Consider the following 24,012-nt stretch of genomic DNA (forward strand, 5'->3'; position numbering starts at 1 on the left):
TAAAAATCATCAAAATATTCATCATAGTGAGGAAGATAAAGATGCAAAATATACAAAGATCATCCTATACAAGACCACGCACGAAAACATTTGATTTAGTCATTACAGCCATTTTAGCGGCACTTGTTTTCGTTGCTACCATGTTTATTAATCTTAAACTACCATTTGGTCAAGGTGGACTGATTCACTTAGGGACGTCCATGCTATTCATCTCAGCCATTTTATTTGGACCTAAAAAGGGGGCACTTGCTGGAGCCATCGGAATGGGCTTATTCGATATCGTAGGTGGCTGGTTAATTTGGGCACCCACTACTATTATTTCACGCGCATTACAAGGCTTTATCGTTGGTAAAATTGCTTGGTCAAAGGGATATAAAGGCGACCATATTGGTTTAAACATTTTAGGGGCTGTAGTATCCATGCCCGTAATGATTGCCGTCTATTATATCGGGCAAGCGATTATGTTCAATAGCTGGATTGCACCGTTAGCATCCATTCCAGGTGATATTATTCAAAACGTTGTTGGCCTAATTATCGCTATCCCCGTATGTGTCGTACTGAAAAAAACACCTTATTTCAAAAGGAATTTATAATAAAACACGCCATCCTGCTCTATTATTTTGCAGCACGGATGGAGTGTTTTCTTTGCTTCTACATAGAAAAATAGGTGATTTTCAGGATAAAGTGACATTCGCCTCGATCATTTTCATACTATATGGTGGAGGTGGTAAAAATGCCAAGAGTAAAATACCGCGATGCAGACGTTGCTTTAATGGCAAGGATGATGCGAGCTGAGGCTGAAGGTGAAGGACAGCAAGGCATGTTATACGTGGGCAATGTGATTGTCAATCGAGCTGTCGCATCTTGCTTGGACTTCAACGACGTGAGAACTATCGAGCAAGTCATTTATCAAGTACAAGGAGGAAACTATTCGTTCGAAGCCGTCCAAAAGGGCAATATGTTTTACCAACGTGCAAGAGAAACAGAAAAAAGATTAGCCAAACAGAACTTAGACTTCTGGCGTCAGCACCCAGCCAAATACGCCCTTTGGTACTTCAACCCATACGCCCCATGTCCCCCAACATGGTATGGCCAACCATTCACAGGTCAATTTAAAAACCATTGCTTCTATGAACCTGCACCAGATACTTGTGAAAGTGTTTATATGGGGTAGCTTTGTTTTTATTTTTAAAGGGACTGTCTAAATAACTGCTGTTACCTTTTTTTGTTCATATCTATTTCAACAGCTTATTAAAAAAAATGCTAGCACTATTCAATTCAGCCAATAACTAAAAAGGTTTCTTTATTTAATCCTACGCTATACCATTAAAATCAACCTATAATAAAGGCTGAAGAGAGTAGTAATAAAACTACTTCACTTCAGCCCCTTTCATTATTTACTTTTAACTTTTACATAGCGGCTATACACATAACCCGTTTTCTCTTTATAAGAAATTTTATACCAGCCTTGTTCTTCCCCTAAAATCGTTATTTCAGTATTTTTTGAAATTGTGCCATATACTTTACCTGCATTCGATGGTTTCGAACGAACATTTAAGTGATACGTTGTCACAATGCCTTTAGTTGGTTGTGGTTTATTAACAGAAGGCTTTGATTTATCTGGCTCTGGTTTGCTTGGATTTGTTGGTTTTTCCACTGGCTTGTCTGTTACTTTATCTTCCTCAGCTTTAGGGTGATTAATAGCTTTTACTAGCTTTTGATAAAATTCACCTGTCGTTTTTACTCCAGAAAATCGGCTTTCTTTGACGTTGGCCTTTGCTGCTAGCTCCGCTATTTCTTCCTTTGTTATGGCATCCTTGACATTAATAGATGCAATATTTGTATATTTTCCATCTTCCGTAGTAGGAATTGCTAAAATGTCTTGGTTAATTAATTCAACAACAGCAGCACGAGTTGGTGATTTTGTATCGACACCAATTATTTTCCAGTTATTTTGGATGACTGGCTCATAAACACCGTTCATCTCTTCTTTCAGGTATCGAATTGCTAGATTACGAATTGTTCCACCTGTTTCCCCATAAGCACTTTCATCTTTAGAGGACCAAGTCATATTGAACTTACGCCCTTCAAGCGCCTGACCTTTTGATACGAGAAAGTCCATTCTATATGCGTTCATACCAAGCTTTAAATGATCTTCCATTTTAATTGGCGTTCCATCTAATTTACGAAGATTTTTGATTCTGTTGCCTGGCTGCTCCGTTAAATCGATGTCATACTTTACATGACCAAAATAGTCATTTGTACTATATTTCGATGAACGTCTTGTTTTATCAAAACTAATCGTTACATCTCCATCTCGCGTACTATTAAAATAGCCAACAGCCCATTCCATATAATCTTTTAAATCTTTTCCTGTTACTTCATAAACAGATACTTCTCCGCCAGCAAATTGATAATTATAGGCAATATCCTTTTTCTTGATAGGACCTATGTTCAATGAAGCTTTGTCATTATCAATCTGATGCGCTACTACATCAGCCTTACTATAATGCAGCATTACCTCATGGAAAAAGTCTGATAAAGGTGTTTCTTGAATGTGTACTGTAGGAATTCCTTTAATTTCATTTTTCGGGACAAGATTTGTTCCTTTCAGCTGTGCCACTTCGATATTGGCATCTTCACGTGCAAACTCATGGTAAGGCTTTAATGTTTCTTCTAGTTCTTTATCAGATTCAACAAATGTGCCATCTTCGTTCTTTACAGGAATAGCCGAAGCGTCTTTTTCTTTTAGCAGCAATTGTTCGCCTTGGCGAGTAAATGTTAAATCAATTCGTGAAATATGTGTTCCATATTTATTAGGCTCTGTTATAAAAACGCCATTCACTTCTTCTTTATTAATCAGGACATGATTATGACCTGCAAAAATAGCTGTTAGCTCTGGAATGGCGTTTGCCATCTCCTTCACGCCAGTCCCTGGAATACCATTTTCATTTTCCAGCCCCATATGCATGAGGCCAATCATGACATCTACTTTGCCTTCTAATTCTTTGACCGCTTTTTTAGTCTCTTCAATTGGATTTTTGATCACTAGTCCATCTAGATGATCCGTGCCTTTTTCATACTCTGTAATCAGTGGAGTTACCATCCCGATAACACCGATTTTTACCCCTTCACGCTCAATAATTGTATATGCAGGTAAATAACGATCTCCATTTTCTTTATAAACATTACCAGCAAGTCTTGTACCATTAAATTGGCTAGAAACTTTATCAAGGATGTCTAAACCAAAGTTGAATTCATGATTTCCATATGTCCAAGCCTCATAGCCCATTTCATTAACAGCGACCATCATTGGTGATTGAGGCTGATTGTTGAATAATTCTGCAGAATTATCCTGTATTAAATCTCCATTTTCCAGCAAGATTGTATTCGGATTATCGTTACGAATATCCTTAATAATTGTATATAATTGCGTTAAACTGCCTGTGAGATTTGGGCCATCCACCGCATAATCCCAAGGCATAGAACGGCCATGAATATCTGATGTAGCGAGGAGTGTAATATGAATATCTTTATCTACCTCTTGTGCATTTACAGGGGTTTGCGTAAAGAAAATCCCTGTTGCCAGTATCAATGCCACCATACTTAGTATAGATATAACTTTTCTAAATCTACTCATTTCCTAGTTTGCTCCCTTTAATTCTGAATTTTAAGATTCCTAATCAGTTTAGCATTTATGGTGATCACCATCCAGGTAAAATTAATCATAAAAGTAATAATAATGAATAATTTTAACAAATTTCAGCGTGATTAAGGGGAAAAAAGCTATAGTAAAAGGATATTTAACAAGCGCTTAATGCTCGCTTAAATACCCCTAATTTAGCAATTAAGATTGATATGACATTACCTTCGACTAGAGGTTTCGCCAAGTCATTGTAGGTCGGCTATCATGTGCTGTTCCTTCAATAACAGTACTCCCATCAAGCCAATGGCGGAAAATACAACTGGGGTGATAAATCCATAGTAGTACCCATCTCCTATATAACCTGAAGTCGATTGAAAATAATCCAACACATAGCCAAAAATAATCGGTAGTAATGCAGCGCTTAAAAAGCCTCCTGTATTCGCAAAACCAGAAACGATACCAGATTCAGTGATAGGAAAAGTTTGACGAACAGCCGCGAACGTTAAGGCACTTGCTCCATATCCAAAGCCGATGATGAAGAATAGTATAATAAGAAGAATTAGGGACGGATGCCCCTTCCATAAGAGAAAGGATAACCAGCTCAATAAAACAGCCATTTGAACACCAATATAAAGCTTCTTAATCGTTTCTAACCGACCAGCAAGCCAACTCGTTAATGGAGCCCCGATAAGTGCTCCGATAAGACCAATCATAATTAGCTGACTCGCCTCTGAACGTGTCATCTCATACATATTGATTCCATAGGGGACAGCCCACGAACTGATAAAGCCTACATATCCCCCAACGACCCCGAAATGGCAAAAAAATAAAGCCCAAGCTTGTCGATTTGAAAATATTCTCCGTAATAAAACAGATGTTTTTTCATGTTGCACTACCTCAGCTTCAACTATCGCTTTAGCCGAAAAGATACGTTTCGTATTTTTAACAAGTACAAAATAAAGAAGAACACCACATACACATAATAAGAGTCCCGTTGAAAAAAATGAAATTCTCCAACCAAATAAAAGAATCAAAGTAGCAAAGGGAACCGTCGCCAATAAGAAACCTAGACTCCCAGTCATCCCTGCAAAGCCAATTAAACGCACAAATTCCTTCTTCTGAAACCATTGTGCCAAAATAAGCACCATATTCACCCAAATGGTTGCATCCCCTACACCAGTAAGTATTCTAGAAAAAAATAGGACGAATTCATGTGTCCCTAAACTATAAAGAATCGTACCTAGTCCTGTTAGGGTAGCACCCATAATAAGAAAAAAGTTTGGCCCAAATCGATCAGCTAAAACCCCCATCGGAATTTGTAAACTCGTATACACAAAAAACTGGATACTCGTCAATAGCCCAATCGTCGATGCCGTCACCCCAAAATCCCTCATCAATTGATCAGTAATTAACCCCGGAGCAGTTCGTTGACTGGCCATTAACAAATACGTAAACAATACAGCAACAAACACAACCCATCTATACCTGTGATGTTGTTTGTCCAATAATCACTACTCCTATTAGTTTTTTCTTTATGTATATGAATTGCTGGATGGGAGAAAGACCTGTTTCTTGTCGTAGTGTATACGCTGATGTAAAGGATACAGAAAACGCACCCCTCTACTTTTGTCTCGACTGGGTGCGTTCATGCTCATCTATACTGCTGGCTGAGGCTGTGTTGTACTTACATGTACAGCAGGTTTACGACCTTTCCAAGGTATGGCTTCTTCTAATTGTCTACCGAGCTGTAATAATGTTAATTCATCTGCAAATTTACCTGTCATTTGTAGACCAATTGGTAAACCTGATTGACCTTCTGCCAAAGGCAATGATACTGAAGGCTGCCCAGTAGCATTAATTAAATTGGTAAATGGCGCATAGGTGAAAATTTGCTCCGTCCAATCAACTGCTGAAATGAACCTCTATCGAAAATTTCAAGTAACGAATCGCACCCAGCTACTAGCCAAATGTTTGAACTATATGGACCATGTTTAATGTCGAGAATAATGAACCCAAAAACACCAAAAGACTAAAAGCATATGTAGAATCTTAATGGATGGTGAAAAATCTATTAAACTGGATGGTCTAAAAAATATGAAATCCTTTAATATAAATCATGTGGGTAGCTGAACATCCCCACAGAGCTTTTTAGTAGGGAAACATATTTTGATGCCGGAGATGATATATATATGGACTATGCAAAATTAATAGACCACACCTTACTTTCACCTAATACGACAGAAAAAGAAATCATTCAATTATGCCAGGAAGCAAGACAATACGGCTTCGCATCTGTATGCGTGAATCCTACATGGGTAAGCTTATCTGCAGAACTATTACGTGAATCGGATGTGAATATATGCACAGTAATAGGATTTCCATTAGGTGCAAACACGACGGAAGCAAAGGTTTTTGAGACTTTAAATGCCATTGGTAACGGGGCTACAGAAATCGATGTAGTATTAAATATTGCAGAATTGAAAAATAACAAAAACAATATGCTAGTGGAAAAAGAGATTGCAATGGTGGTAAACGCTGCAAAAGGGAAAGCGCTAGTCAAAGTGATTATAGAAGCCTGTCTATTAACGGATGAAGAAAAAATTCGTGCATGCGAATTATCCGTAAAAGCTGGCGCCGATTATCTAAAAACCTCCACAGGTTTTTCACTGCACGGCGCAACTGCTAAAGACGTTGCAATCATGAGACAAGCAGTCGGACCAAATGTTGGCGTAAAAGCATCAGGCGGTGTAAGTAACGTGGAAGATATTCAATTAATGATAGATGCAGGTGCCTCAAGAATAGGCACAAGCTCGGCTGTAAAAATTTTTAGTTAAAATGTGAAAAAACCGTCCAAATGGGCGGTTTTTCATCACTTAGCTGACTCGTCTCATTTTCAGATGAACTCACCATTCATCTGACCTCTTTCATAAATTTTCTTAAGCCTTCAACGATTTCTTTTGCCTTAGTACGATATAAATAATGATCCCCATCAAATGTCACCACTTGCCCATAGACAGAATCTTTTATTTGCTTATGATGTTCAGGTACCCACCTGTCAGTGACTGGATGATCCGCTTGGATAAAGAAAATAACAGGTAGATTTTTAGGGAATGACAAACTTTCAGCTGCTTTAAAATTTTCATACATCATTTCAGCCTCATTTAACTGAGTGGAATTATACATGTTCTTATGCTTAAGCATTCTCAATTGTTCCTTTGTTTTTTTATCATACGATAGGTCAGCATATGGGTCATCACCCAGCTTCACCTGCAATCGAGCTAAACCTGATTGTTTAAGAAACTTTATAGTTCTAATGATGGAAGAACCAATTTTTTTCTCACTGATTGATGGAACACTGCTATCAAGCCCAACAAATGCACTCACTTCATTTGGATAGGTATTCACATAATCCAGTCCATAAAGACCCGAAATTGAGTGACCCATTACAATATACTGCTCAATTTGAAGCTGCTGTAATGCTTCATGCACTTCACTAACTATATTTTCTGTACTCCGTTCCTTGTCAGTCGAATCACTTAATCCATAACCGAAGGGCTCCACAACAACAACTTTGTAAAATGGAGATAGTTCATCTACTAATGGCTGAAAATCAAGTCCCGGTGCCACCGTCCCATAACCAGGTAAAAGCACAACCGTTTCCTCGCCCTCCCCCTGAATGAAAATATTCATATTTTTCCCATCTACTGTTACAGACTGACCATACGATTCTATTTTTCCTTGCTCCATTTTGTTGCAAACAATATTAACTACAAACACAATTAATAAAAAGAGTACTAGCGCTATCACTAAACCCGCTATCATTTTACCTATAATAGTAATCGTTTTTTTCATTCTATTTGCACGAGAATATAAAACCGCCAGTGCAGACCGCTTTAATAGCTCGTGCCACTCCTCACTTTCGTCATCAACTTTGTATCCGGCCACTTCCGCAAACCGTTTAGGATAGCTTACAAAATGAAGATGTCCTCCCTATGTCAACAATATGAACGGAGTATGAACAAATTAGAAATGCTGGGGCGTGTGAAATTCAATTAACAAGGAATAGATACCTGAAAAATAAACTCTACAATCAATTGAAAAAACATAGGGAGATTTTAACCTCCCTATGTTTTCATTCATATTATTGATCTGCTTGTTCTTGCTTCTTTTTCAAATACTCTGCTCGTATTTTCTCAAGTTGCTGCTTTTTATCAAATTGGGCAGGCTTGTGTTTCTCATGATACTTCGCCACAGCCGCCTTACCTTTAGTATCCAATTGATATTTCCCCACTTTGGTTCACCTACTTTTCCTGTCTTAAAGAAAATCTATTCAACAAATATAATATACCCTATTTTGCTGATGTATACATTTTTACTTTATTGGTGTGCCGCCTAATCTTACATATATAACCTTCATTTACTATAGCAACTGTATTCCCGTCTACAGCCTATTTTCTTTAAAGATAAAACTAACCAGTGAGAACCATCTATATAGTATCGAACGCTTAACAATACTCTAGTTTGAATTAGAAAACGGCATTTCAACAGTATATTAATATGTAATCACATCATTTTCACACTAAAATATCAATCTATAAAAGATTGATGAATGAATAGACGTTTGCAGGGCAATTAGCCTCATATAAAAAATAATTTCGATACCATTGAATTATGAAGATTACTGTCGAAATATATCTATATATAGTTGTGGGAGGAAGCAAATGATGAAGAAAAATTTACGGTTACGAAGCATCTCTGGGAAGTTAATGCTACTAATCACAATTATTATACTTGTAACAGTTGTGATTATCGGCTCAACAAGCTATTTTGTTGCCAAAGATCAGCTCTTAGAATCTGGTCAACGAGAACTCCAAAGCATTGTCAAAGGGGCCTATACTTCAATAGAATTGATTAATGAAGAAGTAGAAAGTGGCAAAATAACACTAGAAGAAGGAAAAGAACAAGCGAGAATTCTTCTAAATGGACCCGTAAATGAAATTGGAGAGTACGATTATCAAAAATCCAATTTTACTTACAAAGAAAATGGATATATATTAGCTTTTGACGAGGATTTAGTGTTACAACTCCATCCCTCTAAAATAGGTGGAGCTCCTGCCGATGACCTGAACAGAAGTAATCGCGAAATGATCATTGCAGGCGGCAAGTCCAAAAATGAATCAGATCGCTATGTCGTATACTCTGATAAACAGCCAGATGGTTCTTTTAAAGATAAAACAGCCTATACTGAATATTTTGAGCCTTGGGGTTGGACTATTGGAATTGCTGTCTTTCAAGATGAATTTTATGAAGGGTTAAACATTTTACAATATATTATTTTTGGTGCAACAGTCGTACTTATTATTTTAAGCTCAATGGTGTTTTATTTAGGTATTCGGAAGAAATTAAATACTTTACAAGAAGTAGCTGAAGCCGCAACAAAAATTTCTAATGGTCATATAATGGTTACTCATCTACCTGAATCAAATGACGAAATTGGACAACTTGCGACCGCTTTTAATAAAATGTCACAGCAATTACGTACGCTCGTCGAAAAGACTAAAAATACAAGTGAACATTTATTGGATTCAGCTACTAACTTATCAGCCGTTTCAGAAGAAACATCTGCTAGTAGTGACGAAGTTGGTAGAGCAATTACTGAAATTGCTACTGGTACACAGGAACAAGCCAATGATTTGGACAACATAAACCAAACAGTAGAGCTATTATCAAATTCTATAGAAACCACGGAAAAACACAGTAAAGTTATGTACGACATTACAAAACATGCAGAAAAAATATCATCCGAGGGAATTGAAATAGTACAACAATTACAACAGTCCAATACTATTTCACTAGCAGCCTCACAAGAAGTCAGTGATGAAATTAAAAAATTAAATGATCAAATAAATCAAATCACACAGGTAATGGAAACAATTGAAACAATCGCAGAGCAAACCAATTTACTAGCTTTAAATGCGAGTATTGAAGCTGCTAGAGCAGGTGAATATGGTAGAGGATTCTCAGTGGTTGCCGATGAAATAAGAAAACTAGCTGAACAATCGAAAATGGCCACCCACCAAGTACAAGGCGTGGTTTCATCCATTGTTTCAGAAACGACTAAAACAGTAGAAACTGTAGAAGGAACAATGGAAACTGCTAAAAAGTTAAATGATGATGTAGTACTAACACAAAGTAAATTCAATCAGATGTCTGATTCTGTTAAACAAATTGTAGAATCCATATTAGCCGTTAATAAAGAAATGGACGTGATGACCTCCTATAATAAGTTGATGAGTGAAGGAATCGAAAGTGCGTCCAGCGTATCAGAACAGACGGCCGCTTCCGTACAGGAAATTGCTTCTTCCATCGATGAGCACATTAAAGCAATTACTGATGTTGCTCATGCTGCCGAAAAACTAACGGAATTAAATCGTGAATTAAATTCTTTAATGGAGCGATATACAATATAAAAGCTAGCAAGCATTTGCATTATTGCCCTTGATGATTAGCATTAATTTTCTAAAAAAGAGAGAAAGACAACTTAACGTCTTTCCCTCTAGGGCATGAAGATATTTAAAGTGGAGTTGAAATACCATATATGAATAACTCTCAATTAGGCAGTTAGTACGTTCTTTAAGCAAAGAAAAAGATTTAAGTATGAGCAATCTAGATCAAAAATCAGATATTTCTCAAGCATCTATTTCACGATAGAAAGCGGCATTCAGGAAGTGAATTTTACACTGTTAGCAATTTACACTAACGCATTTTTATACTCTTTTATCATCCCTCTAATATTTCAACATCATCTTGTATCATACTTAATCAAATTCGCTAATTATGTATTTGCAATTTCCATCAATAGCCTTTCAAAGTACCCTCTCCCTTTATTAATTACTTCGAATATACAAAAGTAGATTCCATTAAGTTGATTAGGACTTAATCTTTATCATGTATAACATTCCAAATGGTTGTAGTTTAAATCTATTTACTTATCAACAAAATCTAATTTGCCTTCAAACTATTTACATAATATGATAAGTATGGAAGGTATTTCTCTTACACTATGCTTCTATAAGCAATGCATTATAGAATTGTCAGTTGCACTTATAATGACAGCGACGATGTGTGCTGGAGGAGAAAACAAATCTTGGTTATATTTTAACGCATAATTCGGAGGTTATTGACAATGGAAAAGAATAACGTTTACAAAGTAATAATTGCAATTTTAACATCTATTATAGTGATGGGTATTATAGTTATAAGTTATCTCGTATCAAACGATAGTTATCTTACAAAGACCAAACAAAAAAGTTTGAGCGCTGAAGGTGAAAATGCAGAGGTTGTAGAAACCGACGAGGTAGAAGCAGTTGAGGTGATCCACAAGCCCGATACTGATAAATCCTGTCTGTCACCTGAAAACGCAATAGCTTTAGACGAAATGTATTCAAATTACCTAGCTTTTAAACGTGTAGCGCTTAATGAAGATGGATTACTAAATTTCGATAATGCAATTGGCGCTTACAACGGCATCACACAGAACTTAGCTACATCGGTCCTTATGGCCCATAAAACGGCTTATGACAAAGAAGTATACAAAGTGGTAAACGAATGGGCTGAGGATGCTTCTAACGTCTCAGATGACATGCTAGGATTCATTCAGGGTACGGTGGAGGTGAATGACTATAATTTAAATATCTTCAAAGCTTCGTTTGATGATCTGGATAACTTCTACGGAAATAAACAGAAGTGGGAGAATTGTCAATGATTCTGTAGGACATGGAGAGAGTAATTCTAAAGATTATTTGCCAGGATGGGAGGACGGAGAATCCCCCCGTTTACTGTGAAAAAGTATGGTAACGCAGTAGCGGTATTGTAGGAAAGTAGCATACTAACATCTTAGATCCACACTGGCAAACACAAGAGATACTTATTCTTTCAGCCGTTTCAACCATAACGTGCATAATCATATTTGTTAATGTCCATTACATACTTTTGAAATTTGATTAACTCAGCACAATTAATCATAGTTTCTTCTGATCGATTCCTTTAAGAAAACAATTAACAATAGCTTCATTCACTATCGGAAGGTCATTGTCTAGTGGATGAAGCTTTTTCACATATGCACCTTTAGCTGACATGTCTTAGACAGCCTTAAACATTTAAAGTCATTAATACCCTACAACAGAAAAAGAAGCCGTTCTCGACATGGAAAACGACTTCAAGCCTGCTCAATTTATTGAATTTGATGCTAAAGAAAAGTGAATGGTTACCGCAATTATTATCACTCTTTTCAAAAGCCTTGATACACCTGTATTTTGAGCAACTAGATGGAGACGGCGGGTCTTGAAACGGAAAATATAAAAAGTGCTGAAATACCAGTGTTTTCAATGGCTTTTCAGCACCTTTTTTAAAGCTTGACCCTCAGTTTGACCCAAAATGAGAAAAAACAAAAATTTTTGCTTACGGAGACTTATATTTCTTTAATTTCTTATTGGATACTTTCTAAAGTTAACGGTTTCTCTTCATTTACAATTTCAATAGATTTTAATTTGACGATCAATTTAATAACCTCTAAATATTAACAATGTGCTTTCAAATATTTAATAGGTCAATTAAATGTTGATGTCTTATGAGAAAGAACATACGCAAGGAATGGTATCATCTGGAGTAAACAGATACTTCTCTACACCGTCTCTTTCCATATCTTCACGGAATTGTTTCAAAGTATATGCCCCACCGTTTTTCTTCAAAATGGAGACATTTTTTTCAAAGTGTTTACGGAAACGTTCTTCCATCTCTTCTTGCTCTTTATATTGATCAGGCCAAATAGAATATAAAGTTGCGTAATGCTGGAATCCACCCCGTACACATCTCCCACCACAATTCGCATGGGAGAATCCGTTTATCCCCTTTTCCACTAACTTTTTAGAAATTGGATCATTTTCTTTTTCAGCTTTTTCTTTTGCAGCCGTGTACATACGAGGTAGTTGAATGCCCCATTCATATTGGATAATTCCTTTAGCATCTAAATCGTCTCGTAAAGTTTCGATTAATGGAAATCTTGTTTCAATTGGTTCGATTGGGAAATGTTCGTAAAATGATCTAATCCCTGCAGCTTTTCTAATATTCATATCTGGACTATTTTCCTGAATGATGTTAGATCTACGTCTTACATGACTATCATCTCGACGATGCTTCTCATGGGGAGCGATCCCAAAGTAAAGAATAGGCTCCACTTTCTCATTATCCCTCATTTCTTCAAGATAAATCAGTGTTTGTCTTACTTTTAATTCTTCCGAGCATTTTGCAAGTCTAGAGTTCCCTAAAAACTTATAGTCATAAAATACTTCCTCTGGAGTACGTCCGTCTAAAATTTCCGTAATTTCAAGACCAATATATTCTGAAATCTCATCCATAAAACGTAGGTTATCTTCATCTTCCCAAAGAGTATTTGTAAAAAACAATTTACAATTTTCTTTTCCGTATGCTTGAACCATATAATATGCAACGTAAGCACTTCCGGCACCACCTGAAAACATTGCAATATGAACCCGTTTACGTTCTGAACGTGGAAGATCAATACCCCATTCATTTTGAATGATGTCTTTAATATCGAGATCTTTATTTATGTTATCAACTAGTGGGAATCTTGTTTCTACTGGGTCTTCAATCATTTTCTCAAAAAATGAATCAATATCTGACACTATACCAAGATCTTTTTCTATACTTTCAAGACAGATTGACTTATTATCGTACATTTCTTTAGCAGCATTTCCAAAATAAAGAATAGGTTCTAAGTTTTCTTTTTCCCTTATATCTTTTAGGTAACCAAGTATCTGTCTAAATTTCACTTCTACTGAATATCTTAATACTGATGTTTCTTCGTCATAATTACAAAAATCGTAATATAATTCATCTGAATCATTACCCTCTACTTTTAATATTGGAAGTCCAATAAACTTCGCAACATCATCCATAAAACGATGATTGTCAGCGAAAGTAGGGTCATCGATACTTTCGCTAAAAGTATCGATGAAAATTAGCCTACTATTTTCTTGCCCATAGGTATTAACCATATTTTTTGCAACGTATGAGCTTGTAACTCCACCTGTTAGGACAGCTATATGAATTTGTTTACTATTTGTATTGTCCAAGTTAATCACCTCTATGATTATTCAACATATTGTTCTAGCAACAGATAAATCATATATTCCATTTCATTCTTTGGAATATTACGTCCAGCATTTCTAATTATTCTATCAATATTTGTATATACCGTCTTGGTTTTAACAGAAAAATCAACTTTAGAAATTACCTTAGTCTTGTTCCCTATTTCTAAAGTGATAAATTCGTTTATTTCCTTAACTTCATCATCTTCTTCACTATCCTCAATTTTGTTAAAATTGATAACATCTTGATAATTTTGTTGGAGATCAATTACGAACTTTTCATAAGTTTTGTCAGACCAGTCATCAATTCTAACACCAGAGAAATTCTCTATGAATATAGGAACCCAATTTAATCTATTTTCAGTAATTAAAATAGTCTTAATCAAATCATTATTTTTCTTTGAATATTCATGTTGACTTTGCGCCCAGTTATAGAGATCGGTGAAATCTTTTATATTTAATTTTTCTATGATAACTTGTTCAAGATCGTTTTCTACTTCTACGATAAAGCTTTCAGCATATTCTTTAAGACACAATAATTGAATAATATTATCTTTATAAAGATAAAATAATTCAGTAATACTCTGCTGTGGTTTAACCTCTGTCCTTCTAATTCTATCTCTAAGTTGTTCAAAGTCTCTACTTACAGTACTTGAGATTTGGGTGAATCGAGGGAGAGATCTTAACCATTTGACTAAAGTACCACAGATTTGTATAAGTCTGGAGTTGTTTTGTCCCTCTAATCTTTCCTCAATAAAATCAGCAAAGTGGTTTTCTAGTGAATTAAAGAATTGAATATAATCCTCATCAATTTTCTCATAGGTATATTGATAGTTTTCAGGTCCCTCTTCCTCTAAAATTTCATAAAGCTTACTTCCATTAAGTCCTGGTACAAATATTTCATTTCTATAAAGCATAAATTCATTCCAGCGATCACGTAACATTGCAACCAATAAAATAGGTACTACAGGTTTTCTGATACCAAATGGTGTTTCTGTAAAAATATTTATAATATCAGCAAAATTGCCCTTAGGTTGTTTATCTAATAAGTCAATAAGCTTTTTACGTAATAGACGATAAGGTACATACTCGATATATTTATAATCAAGTTTATTAACATTTATATCAAAATTGGAATTATTCTTGAATACTGAAGCATAAATGGCATATGCTGGTCCACTACCCTCAATTCCAAACTGACTTTCATTTGGAGACTTAATAATACAGTCTATAAGTGTTTTTGCCCCTACCTTTTGTTGTGAAGAACAATTCATTCGATTGAATGAATCATTTATTATTTTTGGTGTATCTCCATATAATTGAAAACACTTTTTAGTTAACAATTCTGATAAATCAATTAGGCGATTAATTGTTAATCTATCTTTAGAAGAAATCCAGATGATATTTTTATCAAAATTGGAAAGGGCCGATAAATATTTTTTTATAACATGGTTTGCCTCTTTCCCTAAAATTGATAACTCTTCCTTTATACCTTTATCTTCTGAGAGTAAAGCTTTATCAGAGGATAACTCCTCGATAATAATACTCTCATACAGTTCCTGCTTAATTGAAGAAAGAGGGGTAGGATGCACTGAAAAAATATCTTTTTCAGAACGAGAAAGTCGTATAAGTTTTTTCGAAATTTCTTCTGAACTTTTGTTTTCAGGTATAACATAATAAAGAGTTAAATCTGTATCACTATTCTTCATCATTAGCATATTAATTTTATCGATATTAGATTCAAGGAGAAGCTCTACATTAGCAAATCGGGTCATTTCCTTATCATCATTGTACTTTTCTGGGAAGTAATATTTCCTATCAAGATTTTTTAACAAGATTTTTTGTATCTCAATTTCACTAGGAATATAATCCAACTTTTTACTAGATATTTTTTCATTAATATCTACAGCGCTACCTGTATGAATCTCCCAATATTCCCCTAATCTATTGAATCTAATTACTTTTTGTTTTGATAAAACGTTCAAATACGGTTCTAGTTCTATATGATCCATTTGCATTGCAAACATCAAAAATTCAGTTGAAAGCTTTTGTTCTTTTTGCAAACTACATAGATTCCAAATTGAAATAAATTTAAGTAAATTTAGTGCATGCCTCTTATCAACTAAAGTATCTGGAATTCTGGCTACTGCCTTTTTATAAAGAAGTAGGTTCCTTGATATTTCAACATCAATATCATTTTCTGTGGCATCCGAAAAGAAGTAATCAAATAATTGATGTGGTTTGTAATATAAGTTACTTTTTCTAATATGATTGATTAACCCACCAGTTTCTTCACTTTCTAAAAATGTAAAAAGAGTTCTCTCATTTTGACCAAATACACTTGATAAATGAGGGAGCATAAATAACGAAACTGGATGTAGTGGGTACATTGATTTAGCGATTATTCGTTCCCTCTCAGATGGATTCAGACTTGGAAACAGAGGATAACTTTTTAATTTTGTTAATGTATTTTCATACGTTTCTTTTGAGATTTCAGGTTTTTCCTGAATATTTTCAGTTAGAATTACTTCAGCAATTTTCAAGAAAGTCGCTTGATCACTTGTAATGTTATACTGTCTAAATCTTTTCTCTATACGCTGAAATTCCCTTGCTATATCTTCGTGCATACCTTTAAAGTACTGTCGAAGACTTTTATGAGTAATCAGCATAAATTGTAATGAATTTTCACGATCAGTTATTTCAGCTAAATCTTGGATATCTTGCATTGTTTCATTTAAGCTTGAATTGTTTAAACCTTGCAAAAATCTACCGAATTCATCATGTACAATAATCAATCCTAAGTTATTCTTAGATAAGACATCGGCTATATACTCCATTTGGGTTAAAAAGCTTTCATTATAGCCAATTTCAAATGTAGCGCCTGAAGTAAGTGTAGGATAAATAGCATTAAAGTAAGCTATTTCATCTTCATTTTGATTTTTAATATCTTCTATCCATTTTTCAATGTTTTTACCTTTTGACACTATTAATTTTGTGAATGATTTATAGGTATCAGGAAACTGTTTTTGCCACTTATCAATAGATTCTATAATTTTTTCACTGATCCCTGGAAGGACAACTTCTATACCTTCAGATTTTAAAGTTTTAATAATATTTAATAATATAGCTTGTCTAAATCTTCCTTCATTACCTGTCAATAGTACAGGGAGATACTTCTTTTCTAGACTGCTAGCTGTACGGAGTTGATCAGCAATATAATCATCAAAATGAGTAAACTTATTAATTAATTTTTCTAATCCTTTTGACGAAGCATTCTTGGACATAATACTACTAATAACCGTTGCAATCAGCGATTTACCCGTCCCATATGCCCCAACAATAATATGAGATCTATTACCTTCTTTAACAAACCCGTCTAATAACCCCTTTAATACTTCTGTATGAGAAGGGGTAGGAATGTACCTATTAATAAATTCATCCTTACCCACATCAAATCTAATATTTACACTTGTCTTAAACGCCATTTGTTGATGCCATCCTCTCGATATCTTTATTAAATTCATGGCAAAGATAATCAATTGGATTTATCTTTGAAACTTTAACATTATCCAAATTGTTTGTTCTTACGTATTCAATAGGAAATGTTTCGTGATTTGTCAATTTGTTTAATGCTTCAATAATTCTATTTCTCGAAAGGTTAAATACTTTCCCCCATAAGAAATTCTCGTTAATAATTTCGTCGAGACTAATAAGTTCAATATCATTTTCAAAAGCATATCTTAATAAAACATAATACAAAGCTATTAATCCTATGTTTTCGACTTCCGGAGATATCTTTCTAATATTCTCATATTTATCTTCTGATGGTTCTTCTTTTATGAGATTGATTTTTGTAAACGGACTAAAAATGAAATCCTCCGGATCATTTTCATTTGCATTTTTAGTATAAAGTTGAATTAATACATCAATATCTCTATCTAGGGACTTTTCAGAAACCTGTTTAGGCTCATTATTTTTGACCCACGTTCTAAATGATTTTTTTAGATCAGGTCTTTGCGTAAGAGTCTCTTTATAAACATTAAAATACCAATAAAATACTGTTGCTAGATCATTATAGTTACAAACTAAATGATAATGGAGAATTGATACGGTCTCATTCTTTTGAAGCAGTCGGTCAGATTCATAAACAAGCTGACCAAGTTCTGTTAAGACGTGTGTTTTTTCTTCGGTTTCCGTCATTATATCCATTGCTAATAACCAAAATCTTAATGATCTGACCATGTTTTTTCCGAGGCCGATCTTCTCAAAGCCATCATTATCATAAAAAAATCGCGGATCATTATTTATCGATTTCATACCTTTACTAATCCACTTATCTCTTAAATAGAAACTTTCATGCCTTCCATACGCCATTACTAAACATCCTTTCTAGATACCAAACACTTCTGGATGACTATCTCCAGAACAATTATATATTATATAACCACATTCGTTAAGTAAAAGTTACTCAAATATAGAAACAAACGTTCTTTTTAATCACTGGTTAACTGCCTCCAGAAAAAAAAGTACTTTGGACAAAACCAAAGTACTTTTCTTAATTCTATTAATTTTATCTAGCTAATTCGTGAATTAAATCAAATAAACCTTCATAATTTTTTTCATCAGATGTAAACTCCTCTATTAACTCATTTGCTAGTATGACAACATCTTTCTTTTCATTCTTTGCTTCTTTAAGTTTATCATGTAAAATTTCGATACCTTTTAATGCGTAACCAATCACATAATCTTTATTAATTTTTTTTGTTGTTACATCAGTGAAATTTCTAAGCGCTCTATTAATACGCGTTTGTTCCTCTTTTAAATCGAGATTAGGGTTAGCAAGAATCAACGTCCGTTCAATGATATTTGTTTTTTCAAATTCTCTTGACAACTTATCACTAAAAATTGTTTTATCCTGACTTTTGTCACCCTTTTCCTTTGTACATTCTCCTGATAAAAAACCTATTATTGCTGCTGAAAAAAATACATCGTAAGCAGTCGAAAAAACACCATCTGTTCCACCGTTCTCAAATAATAAATCATTCGTTAATTCAGCATGATCGCCGAAATATCTGAAATCTCCCTCAAACATACTAGACACCTACCACTTTTTCATTTTTTGATATATTTGTCCGGAATTGGTTTTCACTTCCAGCAGCATCTTTTATTAACTCCATTTTATACTCTTTTCCGACAACCCCCATTTCATCAAAAATTGATTTTGCTGTTTCATAATTGTCATCTTTTACAAGAATAATAACTTGTTCCGCATACTTTGGCAGTACTCGTGAAACCTTTTCAATATAGTCAGTATCCATTACGGAGTATGGTGCGTCAATAACCAATGGATAAGGTTCATTACTGAAACCTAATTCATCCTTTAGCTTTTTCTCCCTAACCAATTTTGTTATTCCACAGACAAAAGCAAATGCTGCAACAGTAGAAAGACCTTGACCTTTAGAATTATCCTTAATCTGCTGACCGTTACTTTCTGTATAAAGCTCAAAATCAAACTTTTCGGTTATTTTCAGTTTTCCTTTCCCTCTGTTTATATCTTCATATACTTTCTGAACTTCTTTTTGAAGCTCTTGACGAACCTTATCTTTTTCAAAATTATAATATTCTTTTAGGGTGTTCAGTATTTCTCTTGTAATCTCTCGATAGTTAATAATTTTCCTATTTTGTTCATTGGTATTAGATAAAGCATCTAGCTTGTCTTGAAGACCTGACTGGGTTTGTAATTGAAACTTCTGCTCGGTCTTTAACTCAGTTAAACTAATACTAAGGTCAGTTGTAGCTTGTTTGAGTACTTGATACTTTTCTTCGGCTTTTCTAATTTCTTCTTCTGAAGATTCCTGAATTCCTCTGCTAATACCATCAAGTTGCGCATTCTTACCATGTATTTCCAAATCTATTTCAAGGTATTCCGCAAACATTTCTTCGATTTCTTGTCTAGTTTCCTCGTTTGACTTGGTTATACCCCTAACTGCATCAAGATAGCGTTTGGTTGTTGTACCAATTGATTCTGGTGGATAAAACTTCTTGTTGTCTCTTAGTAAACTAAATGTAGGATCATTTTCAATAAATTTCGTACCACAAATACACTCCTGCTTTTCTAAGATATAATCAATAGTTGCAGATGTAACATCTGGTGCAGCTTCTTCAAGATCAGTTGAGTTACCAACAAAAGATATCGTTTTGTCAAACAGTTTTTGCAGAAGGAGGTACGAAAAGGAACCCGAAAATTTTCTTAGTAATTGCTTCTTTAACTTTTCTTTCCGATCAAAAAGTGCATTAACCTCATTATCTAAGTTTTTCCGCTGTAATTGCTTCTCTTGTATATGTTTGTTTTGCTCTAAATAATCAGATATCTTCACTAACTGAGTTTCAGTTTCAGCATGTGAAATGGTCGTTTCTTTAATTTGCTCATCCAGTTCAGTAATAGTATCATTAATTTCATCAATCTTTGTTTTAGTTTCTGAAATTTCTTTATCATTTCCAGTATCAATCTTTTTATTCAGTGAGTTTAATACACCACCTGTATTGTTCCATCCTCCAAGATGGGAAACTGCTTGCTCTAGAACATCTAGACCTAAAATGGTTTGTATGTCCTTTTCTAGCTCTTGTTTGTGATTATTATTATTAGTACCCATATGCAACATACGTTCTCCGTCGAATATAAAGAAACGTGATAGCGAACGAGGAAGTATTTCGTTAATGTCTTTGTTACTTACATCCTGAAGTACATTATAAGCATCGTAAGTAATGATTGTTTGAGTCGAATCATTAGCTATAAGTTGCGTGTTTTGTTTAGTAAATTCCTGCTCTCTACGGATAATATACAGCTGGCCTTTATGAACGATTTCTAGAGTAACAGATACCTGTCGCTTCTCTCCAACTGCCATTGACAATTTAACGTCTTTATTTAGTATATCTTTCGGCTCATTAAGAGTGGTATAGTCATATAAACACCATATTAAACTTTGTGCAAGGGTTGTTTTCCCACCATTGTTTTTAGCTAGGCAGAGAGTTAAATTTTTCTCTTCATCGGTTGAGAACTCTATAAACTGTTCTCCGTAGTATAGCCTAAAATTCTCAAGCTTTAGCTTTTTAATTTTCATACTTGTCTACCTCCCTAATAATTAACTCTTCTATTTGAATAATCATTTCATCCTTCGTAAGAGGAAAACCATTATTAATATTTTTTTTCTCAATTTCTATAACGGACTTTATTATGTTCTTTTTTAATTCGTCTTTAGTCATTCTTCTTCATCCTCCACCTGATATGTTTCAAGAAGCTCTGTAATGATTTTTTCTACATCATCCTTATTTGAACACGTTTCGTAAAAGTCCCTAATTCTTTCCAATTCATCTCTTACAAGTGTTTTCCCAATTTTATAGTCAGTTTCTGATAATCCAGTAGCATAATCTACAAAGAATGGGAGAGAAACAAAATCATAAATAACGGCTTTTTCTTTTTTATATCCCCATTTTTCAAATTTACGTAGTACACGACCTCGCCTTTGGATATATTGCTTCTCATCCTTTGAGCTTGCTAGAATATACGCTCTTTCTATAGAAGGAATATTTACACCTTCGTCAAGACACTTAATTGCAACTACAGTACCGATTGTCCCATTTGAAAACTGATTTTTTATCATTTGTCTTTGATGAATATCTTCATCTGCAGTAAAACGAGTAGCTATAATCCCATTTTTTACAAGCATATTAACTACTAAATCAACTTGCCTATACTCACCATGATCTGATTCGATGATTTCTGGCATATCCTCTTGGGAAACCTTAGCAGCACCACAATAAATAAGGTTGTTACTTGTTTTTTTTATGTCTGGTATAAATGTATTTAACTTTGTAATTTTATCTGAAGACTTTGCTATTAATAGAGATCTTTCGTTAGCAGCAAGCTTACCAGCCATATTAAGGGATGCAATCCCGCTTTTATCTGTTGAAGTCCCTTTCGCAATTTTAAAGGTTAGTTCCCTATACTTTCCAAATTCTTCCTCTGTTAAAAAGGTTAATATAGGATGGTATTCATACTCTACAAGACATTTTTTTTCAAAAATCGCCTCTTTTATCCCAATATGATATACAACATCGCCAAAGTATTCTCTAATTTGATTAGTACCCTCTTCATCATATTTTCGTTTAAAAGTTGCTGATAGTGCTAATCTATACTTATAACTGTCTAAAAGTCCCTTTAAGCCTGCCTCTGAACCGATGTTATGTGCTTCATCTACAATAAATAGTACTTCTCCTTTTAATTTGGATAATACCTCTCGTGTCTCATCCTTACTATAAGTAGCATTTGTAGTAATAAAGCAACAAAATTTATCCTTTTTATTCAAATTAAATAAAGAAATCTGATTTCTTAGAGTTGTTTTCCATGATCTTTGTCTAGATTTTGAATGGCCGATTATTGGAGTAATATTAAACTGTTCTAAATCCTCCACCCATTGCTCCACTAAATGTTGATAAGGACAAACAATAATTACAAATAGGTTTTTTTTATCGTTATACAATTGGACAACTGAGTTCAACGCACTGATTGTTTTACCAGTACCGGTAGCCATTGAGTAAATCCCATGATAACCATTATTTTTCCAGTTTGTATGAGCTTCCCATTGATAATCTCTTACGTTAATTTCTTCGGGTACGTATGGGACATTCGGTATAGTTGGTTTTATTATTTGGTTTTGCTGCAAGTATTGTAATCTCCTTTCTATGACATTTCTAGGTATAACGACTAGATGCTCTTCTGGTACGATATTTTCTTTCTTGTATTTGAGTATGTCTTCCTTAATTCCTTCAGGGAGATCACAAATGTATAAATCCTCATCAATGTCTTCCCACATCATCTTAAACCGCTCTTCCTTTGCCTCTATTTTTCGCTTGTCTGTTTCAGCTAGCCATGAGTAATTTAATTCAAACGATTCATGATTCTTTAATAACCCACTGTAAGTGTCGTTGTTAGATCCCACCATAGAAATCTTGTTTCCATCTAAATCAGTAAATATTCCCCACTTTTCATGAAACAATCCATTATTCCTCAAATCCTTGAATACGGCAATTTTTATATCTAAATGCTTGGAAGCTATTAAATGGGCTATATAATTAGCTCTTTCTTGTTCTTCAAAAGTAACTGGAGGATGTATAGCCTTCTGAAGCTTTTCTTCTATTAACTTACGCAATTCATACCCATCTTCAATTTTTATTATGTCCTCTTCAGTCAAATCTGGTGAAGTAATAATTCTCATTTTTCCGTTGTTCCTTATTAAAGCCGACATCCCCTTTGAGATTTCGTATAGAAAATCTCCCCTGAAATAGCCTACCGCCCTATCGAGATGAACCGTATTACGTAAAACTGGCAGATAAAATACATTTAATAAGTCCATCTTATGGCTTATATATTCATCATGGTAATTTAAATCCTTAAAACTCAAAGTACCAACTCCTAATGCTGATTCTATTTTTATAGCAAAGATATTAGTTGAGTCTGCTTAACAGTAAGAGAACCCAACTTCCTATTATTGTAATACAATTTTCTTACAAAAAAAACAAACATTTAATCAATTATAGTTATTTTTACTTATTTTCATTTGAGTTTAATAAATCTTGACGCTTTCGTTCATTATCCTCTTCTGTTGCATTATTCCATAAAAGAGTAACCAATATTAGTGTCGATTTAAAGTAACGAAACTTAATACTAGCGGTAGCCTCATATACTAATCGTTTTTGATGCGACCACCAAGTTGCATATAAAGATTTTTTCGTGTTGGTTACTTTTAATGGTCACCAATTTTCAATTTGAAATAATAAATTGAAAATTGGTGAATTATTAGCAAATAAACCACTCTAATATAAAATAAATCTGAATTTTTTACCGAATATCCCCTTACATCTATTCGAATAGAATAAACTAGCTGCTAACATATATAAAAACATTTCTTTTATTCATTTATTTTTATCTATCAAAAATTTCAAACGGTCTCTTAGACTTAAAAGCTATTTAACTAACAAAACTCATTGAACGTCCCTCAAAAATATCCTCATACTCACTTTTGAGCTTATTTTCATATACCGAACAATCCAATTATTTTTTGTTTAGGATTTTACCCATCAATCTTTGTAGTATTGAGCAAAAAAGAACGCTGATTTTTTGCTCTAACAGAACCAACA

The 24,012-nt window shown here is 34.2% G+C and carries 17 protein-coding genes; 5 read left to right on the top strand and 12 right to left on the bottom strand.

The features are described from left to right. Window positions 1-41 precede the first annotated feature (41 nt). Window positions 42-593, top strand: a complete 552-nt coding sequence (locus MKY80_RS18625; protein WP_089986204.1) for an ECF transporter S component — start codon at window positions 42-44, stop codon at window positions 591-593. A 140-nt stretch (window positions 594-733) separates the two neighbouring features. After that, a complete protein-coding gene (locus tag MKY80_RS18630; protein ID WP_025116607.1) occupies window positions 734-1,174 on the top strand; it encodes a cell wall hydrolase in 441 nt (146 codons plus the stop codon). A 219-nt stretch (window positions 1,175-1,393) separates the two neighbouring features. Here MKY80_RS18630 and MKY80_RS18635 read toward each other — a convergent pair whose 3' ends face one another. The 3 genes from MKY80_RS18635 to MKY80_RS18645 form a co-directional block, all read right to left on the bottom strand. Then, complete coding sequence (locus MKY80_RS18635) at window positions 1,394-3,640, bottom strand: 5'-nucleotidase C-terminal domain-containing protein (protein ID WP_258954945.1); 2,247 nt, start codon at window positions 3,638-3,640, stop codon at window positions 1,394-1,396. Window positions 3,641-3,891: 251 nt separating this feature from the next. Continuing rightward, window positions 3,892-5,151, bottom strand: coding sequence for an MFS transporter (locus MKY80_RS18640; RefSeq protein ID WP_089986205.1), 1,260 nt, complete (start codon window positions 5,149-5,151; stop codon window positions 3,892-3,894). Window positions 5,152-5,301: 150 nt separating this feature from the next. Next, on the bottom strand, window positions 5,302-5,562 hold the full coding sequence (locus MKY80_RS18645; protein WP_338061747.1) for an amidase family protein: 261 nt from the start codon (window positions 5,560-5,562) through the stop codon (window positions 5,302-5,304). Window positions 5,563-5,835: 273 nt separating this feature from the next. Here MKY80_RS18645 and deoC point away from each other — a divergent pair, with 273 nt between their 5' ends. Further along, window positions 5,836-6,480 carry a deoxyribose-phosphate aldolase gene (gene deoC, locus MKY80_RS18650; RefSeq protein ID WP_089986206.1) on the top strand — a complete coding sequence of 215 codons (645 nt, stop codon included), beginning with the start codon at window positions 5,836-5,838 and terminating at the stop codon, window positions 6,478-6,480. A 76-nt stretch (window positions 6,481-6,556) separates the two neighbouring features. Here the strand turns inward: deoC and MKY80_RS18655 are convergent, their stop codons facing one another. Together MKY80_RS18655 and MKY80_RS18660 are read right to left on the bottom strand one after the other, a co-directional pair. After that, window positions 6,557-7,498 (bottom strand): alpha/beta hydrolase, encoded by a 942-nt coding sequence (locus MKY80_RS18655; protein ID WP_170844121.1) that lies wholly within the window; start codon window positions 7,496-7,498, stop codon window positions 6,557-6,559. A 289-nt stretch (window positions 7,499-7,787) separates the two neighbouring features. Further along, the gene (locus MKY80_RS18660; RefSeq protein ID WP_025116598.1) at window positions 7,788-7,937 is read right to left on the bottom strand and encodes a hypothetical protein; all 150 of its coding nucleotides are present in this window, start codon (window positions 7,935-7,937) and stop codon (window positions 7,788-7,790) included. 430 nt (window positions 7,938-8,367) lie between these two features. On the opposite strand from MKY80_RS18660, the gene MKY80_RS18665 reads away from it, so the two are divergent. Together MKY80_RS18665 and MKY80_RS18670 are read left to right on the top strand one after the other, a co-directional pair. Continuing rightward, window positions 8,368-10,116, top strand: coding sequence for a methyl-accepting chemotaxis protein (locus tag MKY80_RS18665; protein WP_342530625.1), 1,749 nt, complete (start codon window positions 8,368-8,370; stop codon window positions 10,114-10,116). Window positions 10,117-10,832: 716 nt separating this feature from the next. Then, window positions 10,833-11,411 carry a hypothetical protein gene (locus tag MKY80_RS18670; protein WP_342530626.1) on the top strand — a complete coding sequence of 193 codons (579 nt, stop codon included), beginning with the start codon at window positions 10,833-10,835 and terminating at the stop codon, window positions 11,409-11,411. Between the two features lie 862 nt (window positions 11,412-12,273). Here MKY80_RS18670 and MKY80_RS18675 read toward each other — a convergent pair. The 7 genes from MKY80_RS18675 to MKY80_RS18705 form a co-directional block, all read right to left on the bottom strand. After that, the gene (locus MKY80_RS18675) at window positions 12,274-13,800 is read right to left on the bottom strand and encodes a hypothetical protein (RefSeq protein ID WP_342530628.1); all 1,527 of its coding nucleotides are present in this window, start codon (window positions 13,798-13,800) and stop codon (window positions 12,274-12,276) included. A 17-nt stretch (window positions 13,801-13,817) separates the two neighbouring features. After that, on the bottom strand, window positions 13,818-17,300 hold the full coding sequence (locus tag MKY80_RS18680; RefSeq protein ID WP_342530630.1) for a hypothetical protein: 3,483 nt from the start codon (window positions 17,298-17,300) through the stop codon (window positions 13,818-13,820). Then, window positions 17,290-18,189: a DUF4007 family protein gene (locus MKY80_RS18685; protein WP_342530632.1), complete on the bottom strand. Its 900-nt coding sequence runs from the start codon at window positions 18,187-18,189 to the stop codon at window positions 17,290-17,292. Before MKY80_RS18685 ends, MKY80_RS18680 begins: the two co-directional genes overlap by 11 nt. Window positions 18,190-18,385: 196 nt before the next feature. After that, complete coding sequence (locus MKY80_RS18690) at window positions 18,386-18,907, bottom strand: hypothetical protein (RefSeq protein ID WP_342530634.1); 522 nt, start codon at window positions 18,905-18,907, stop codon at window positions 18,386-18,388. Between the two features lies 1 nt (window position 18,908). Further along, window positions 18,909-20,936 (bottom strand): AAA family ATPase, encoded by a 2,028-nt coding sequence (locus MKY80_RS18695; RefSeq protein WP_342530636.1) that lies wholly within the window; start codon window positions 20,934-20,936, stop codon window positions 18,909-18,911. Next, window positions 20,926-21,078 carry a hypothetical protein gene (locus MKY80_RS18700; RefSeq protein WP_342530637.1) on the bottom strand — a complete coding sequence of 51 codons (153 nt, stop codon included), beginning with the start codon at window positions 21,076-21,078 and terminating at the stop codon, window positions 20,926-20,928. Before MKY80_RS18700 ends, MKY80_RS18695 begins: the two co-directional genes overlap by 11 nt. Next, complete coding sequence (locus MKY80_RS18705; RefSeq protein WP_342530639.1) at window positions 21,075-23,276, bottom strand: DEAD/DEAH box helicase family protein; 2,202 nt, start codon at window positions 23,274-23,276, stop codon at window positions 21,075-21,077. The genes MKY80_RS18700 and MKY80_RS18705 overlap by 4 nt, the downstream gene beginning before the upstream one ends. Between the last annotated feature and the right edge of the window lie 736 nt (window positions 23,277-24,012).

It is taken from the genome of Lysinibacillus sp. FSL R5-0849 (assembly GCF_038595075.1).
Classification (GTDB): Bacteria; Bacillota; Bacilli; order Bacillales_A; family Planococcaceae; genus Lysinibacillus; species Lysinibacillus fusiformis.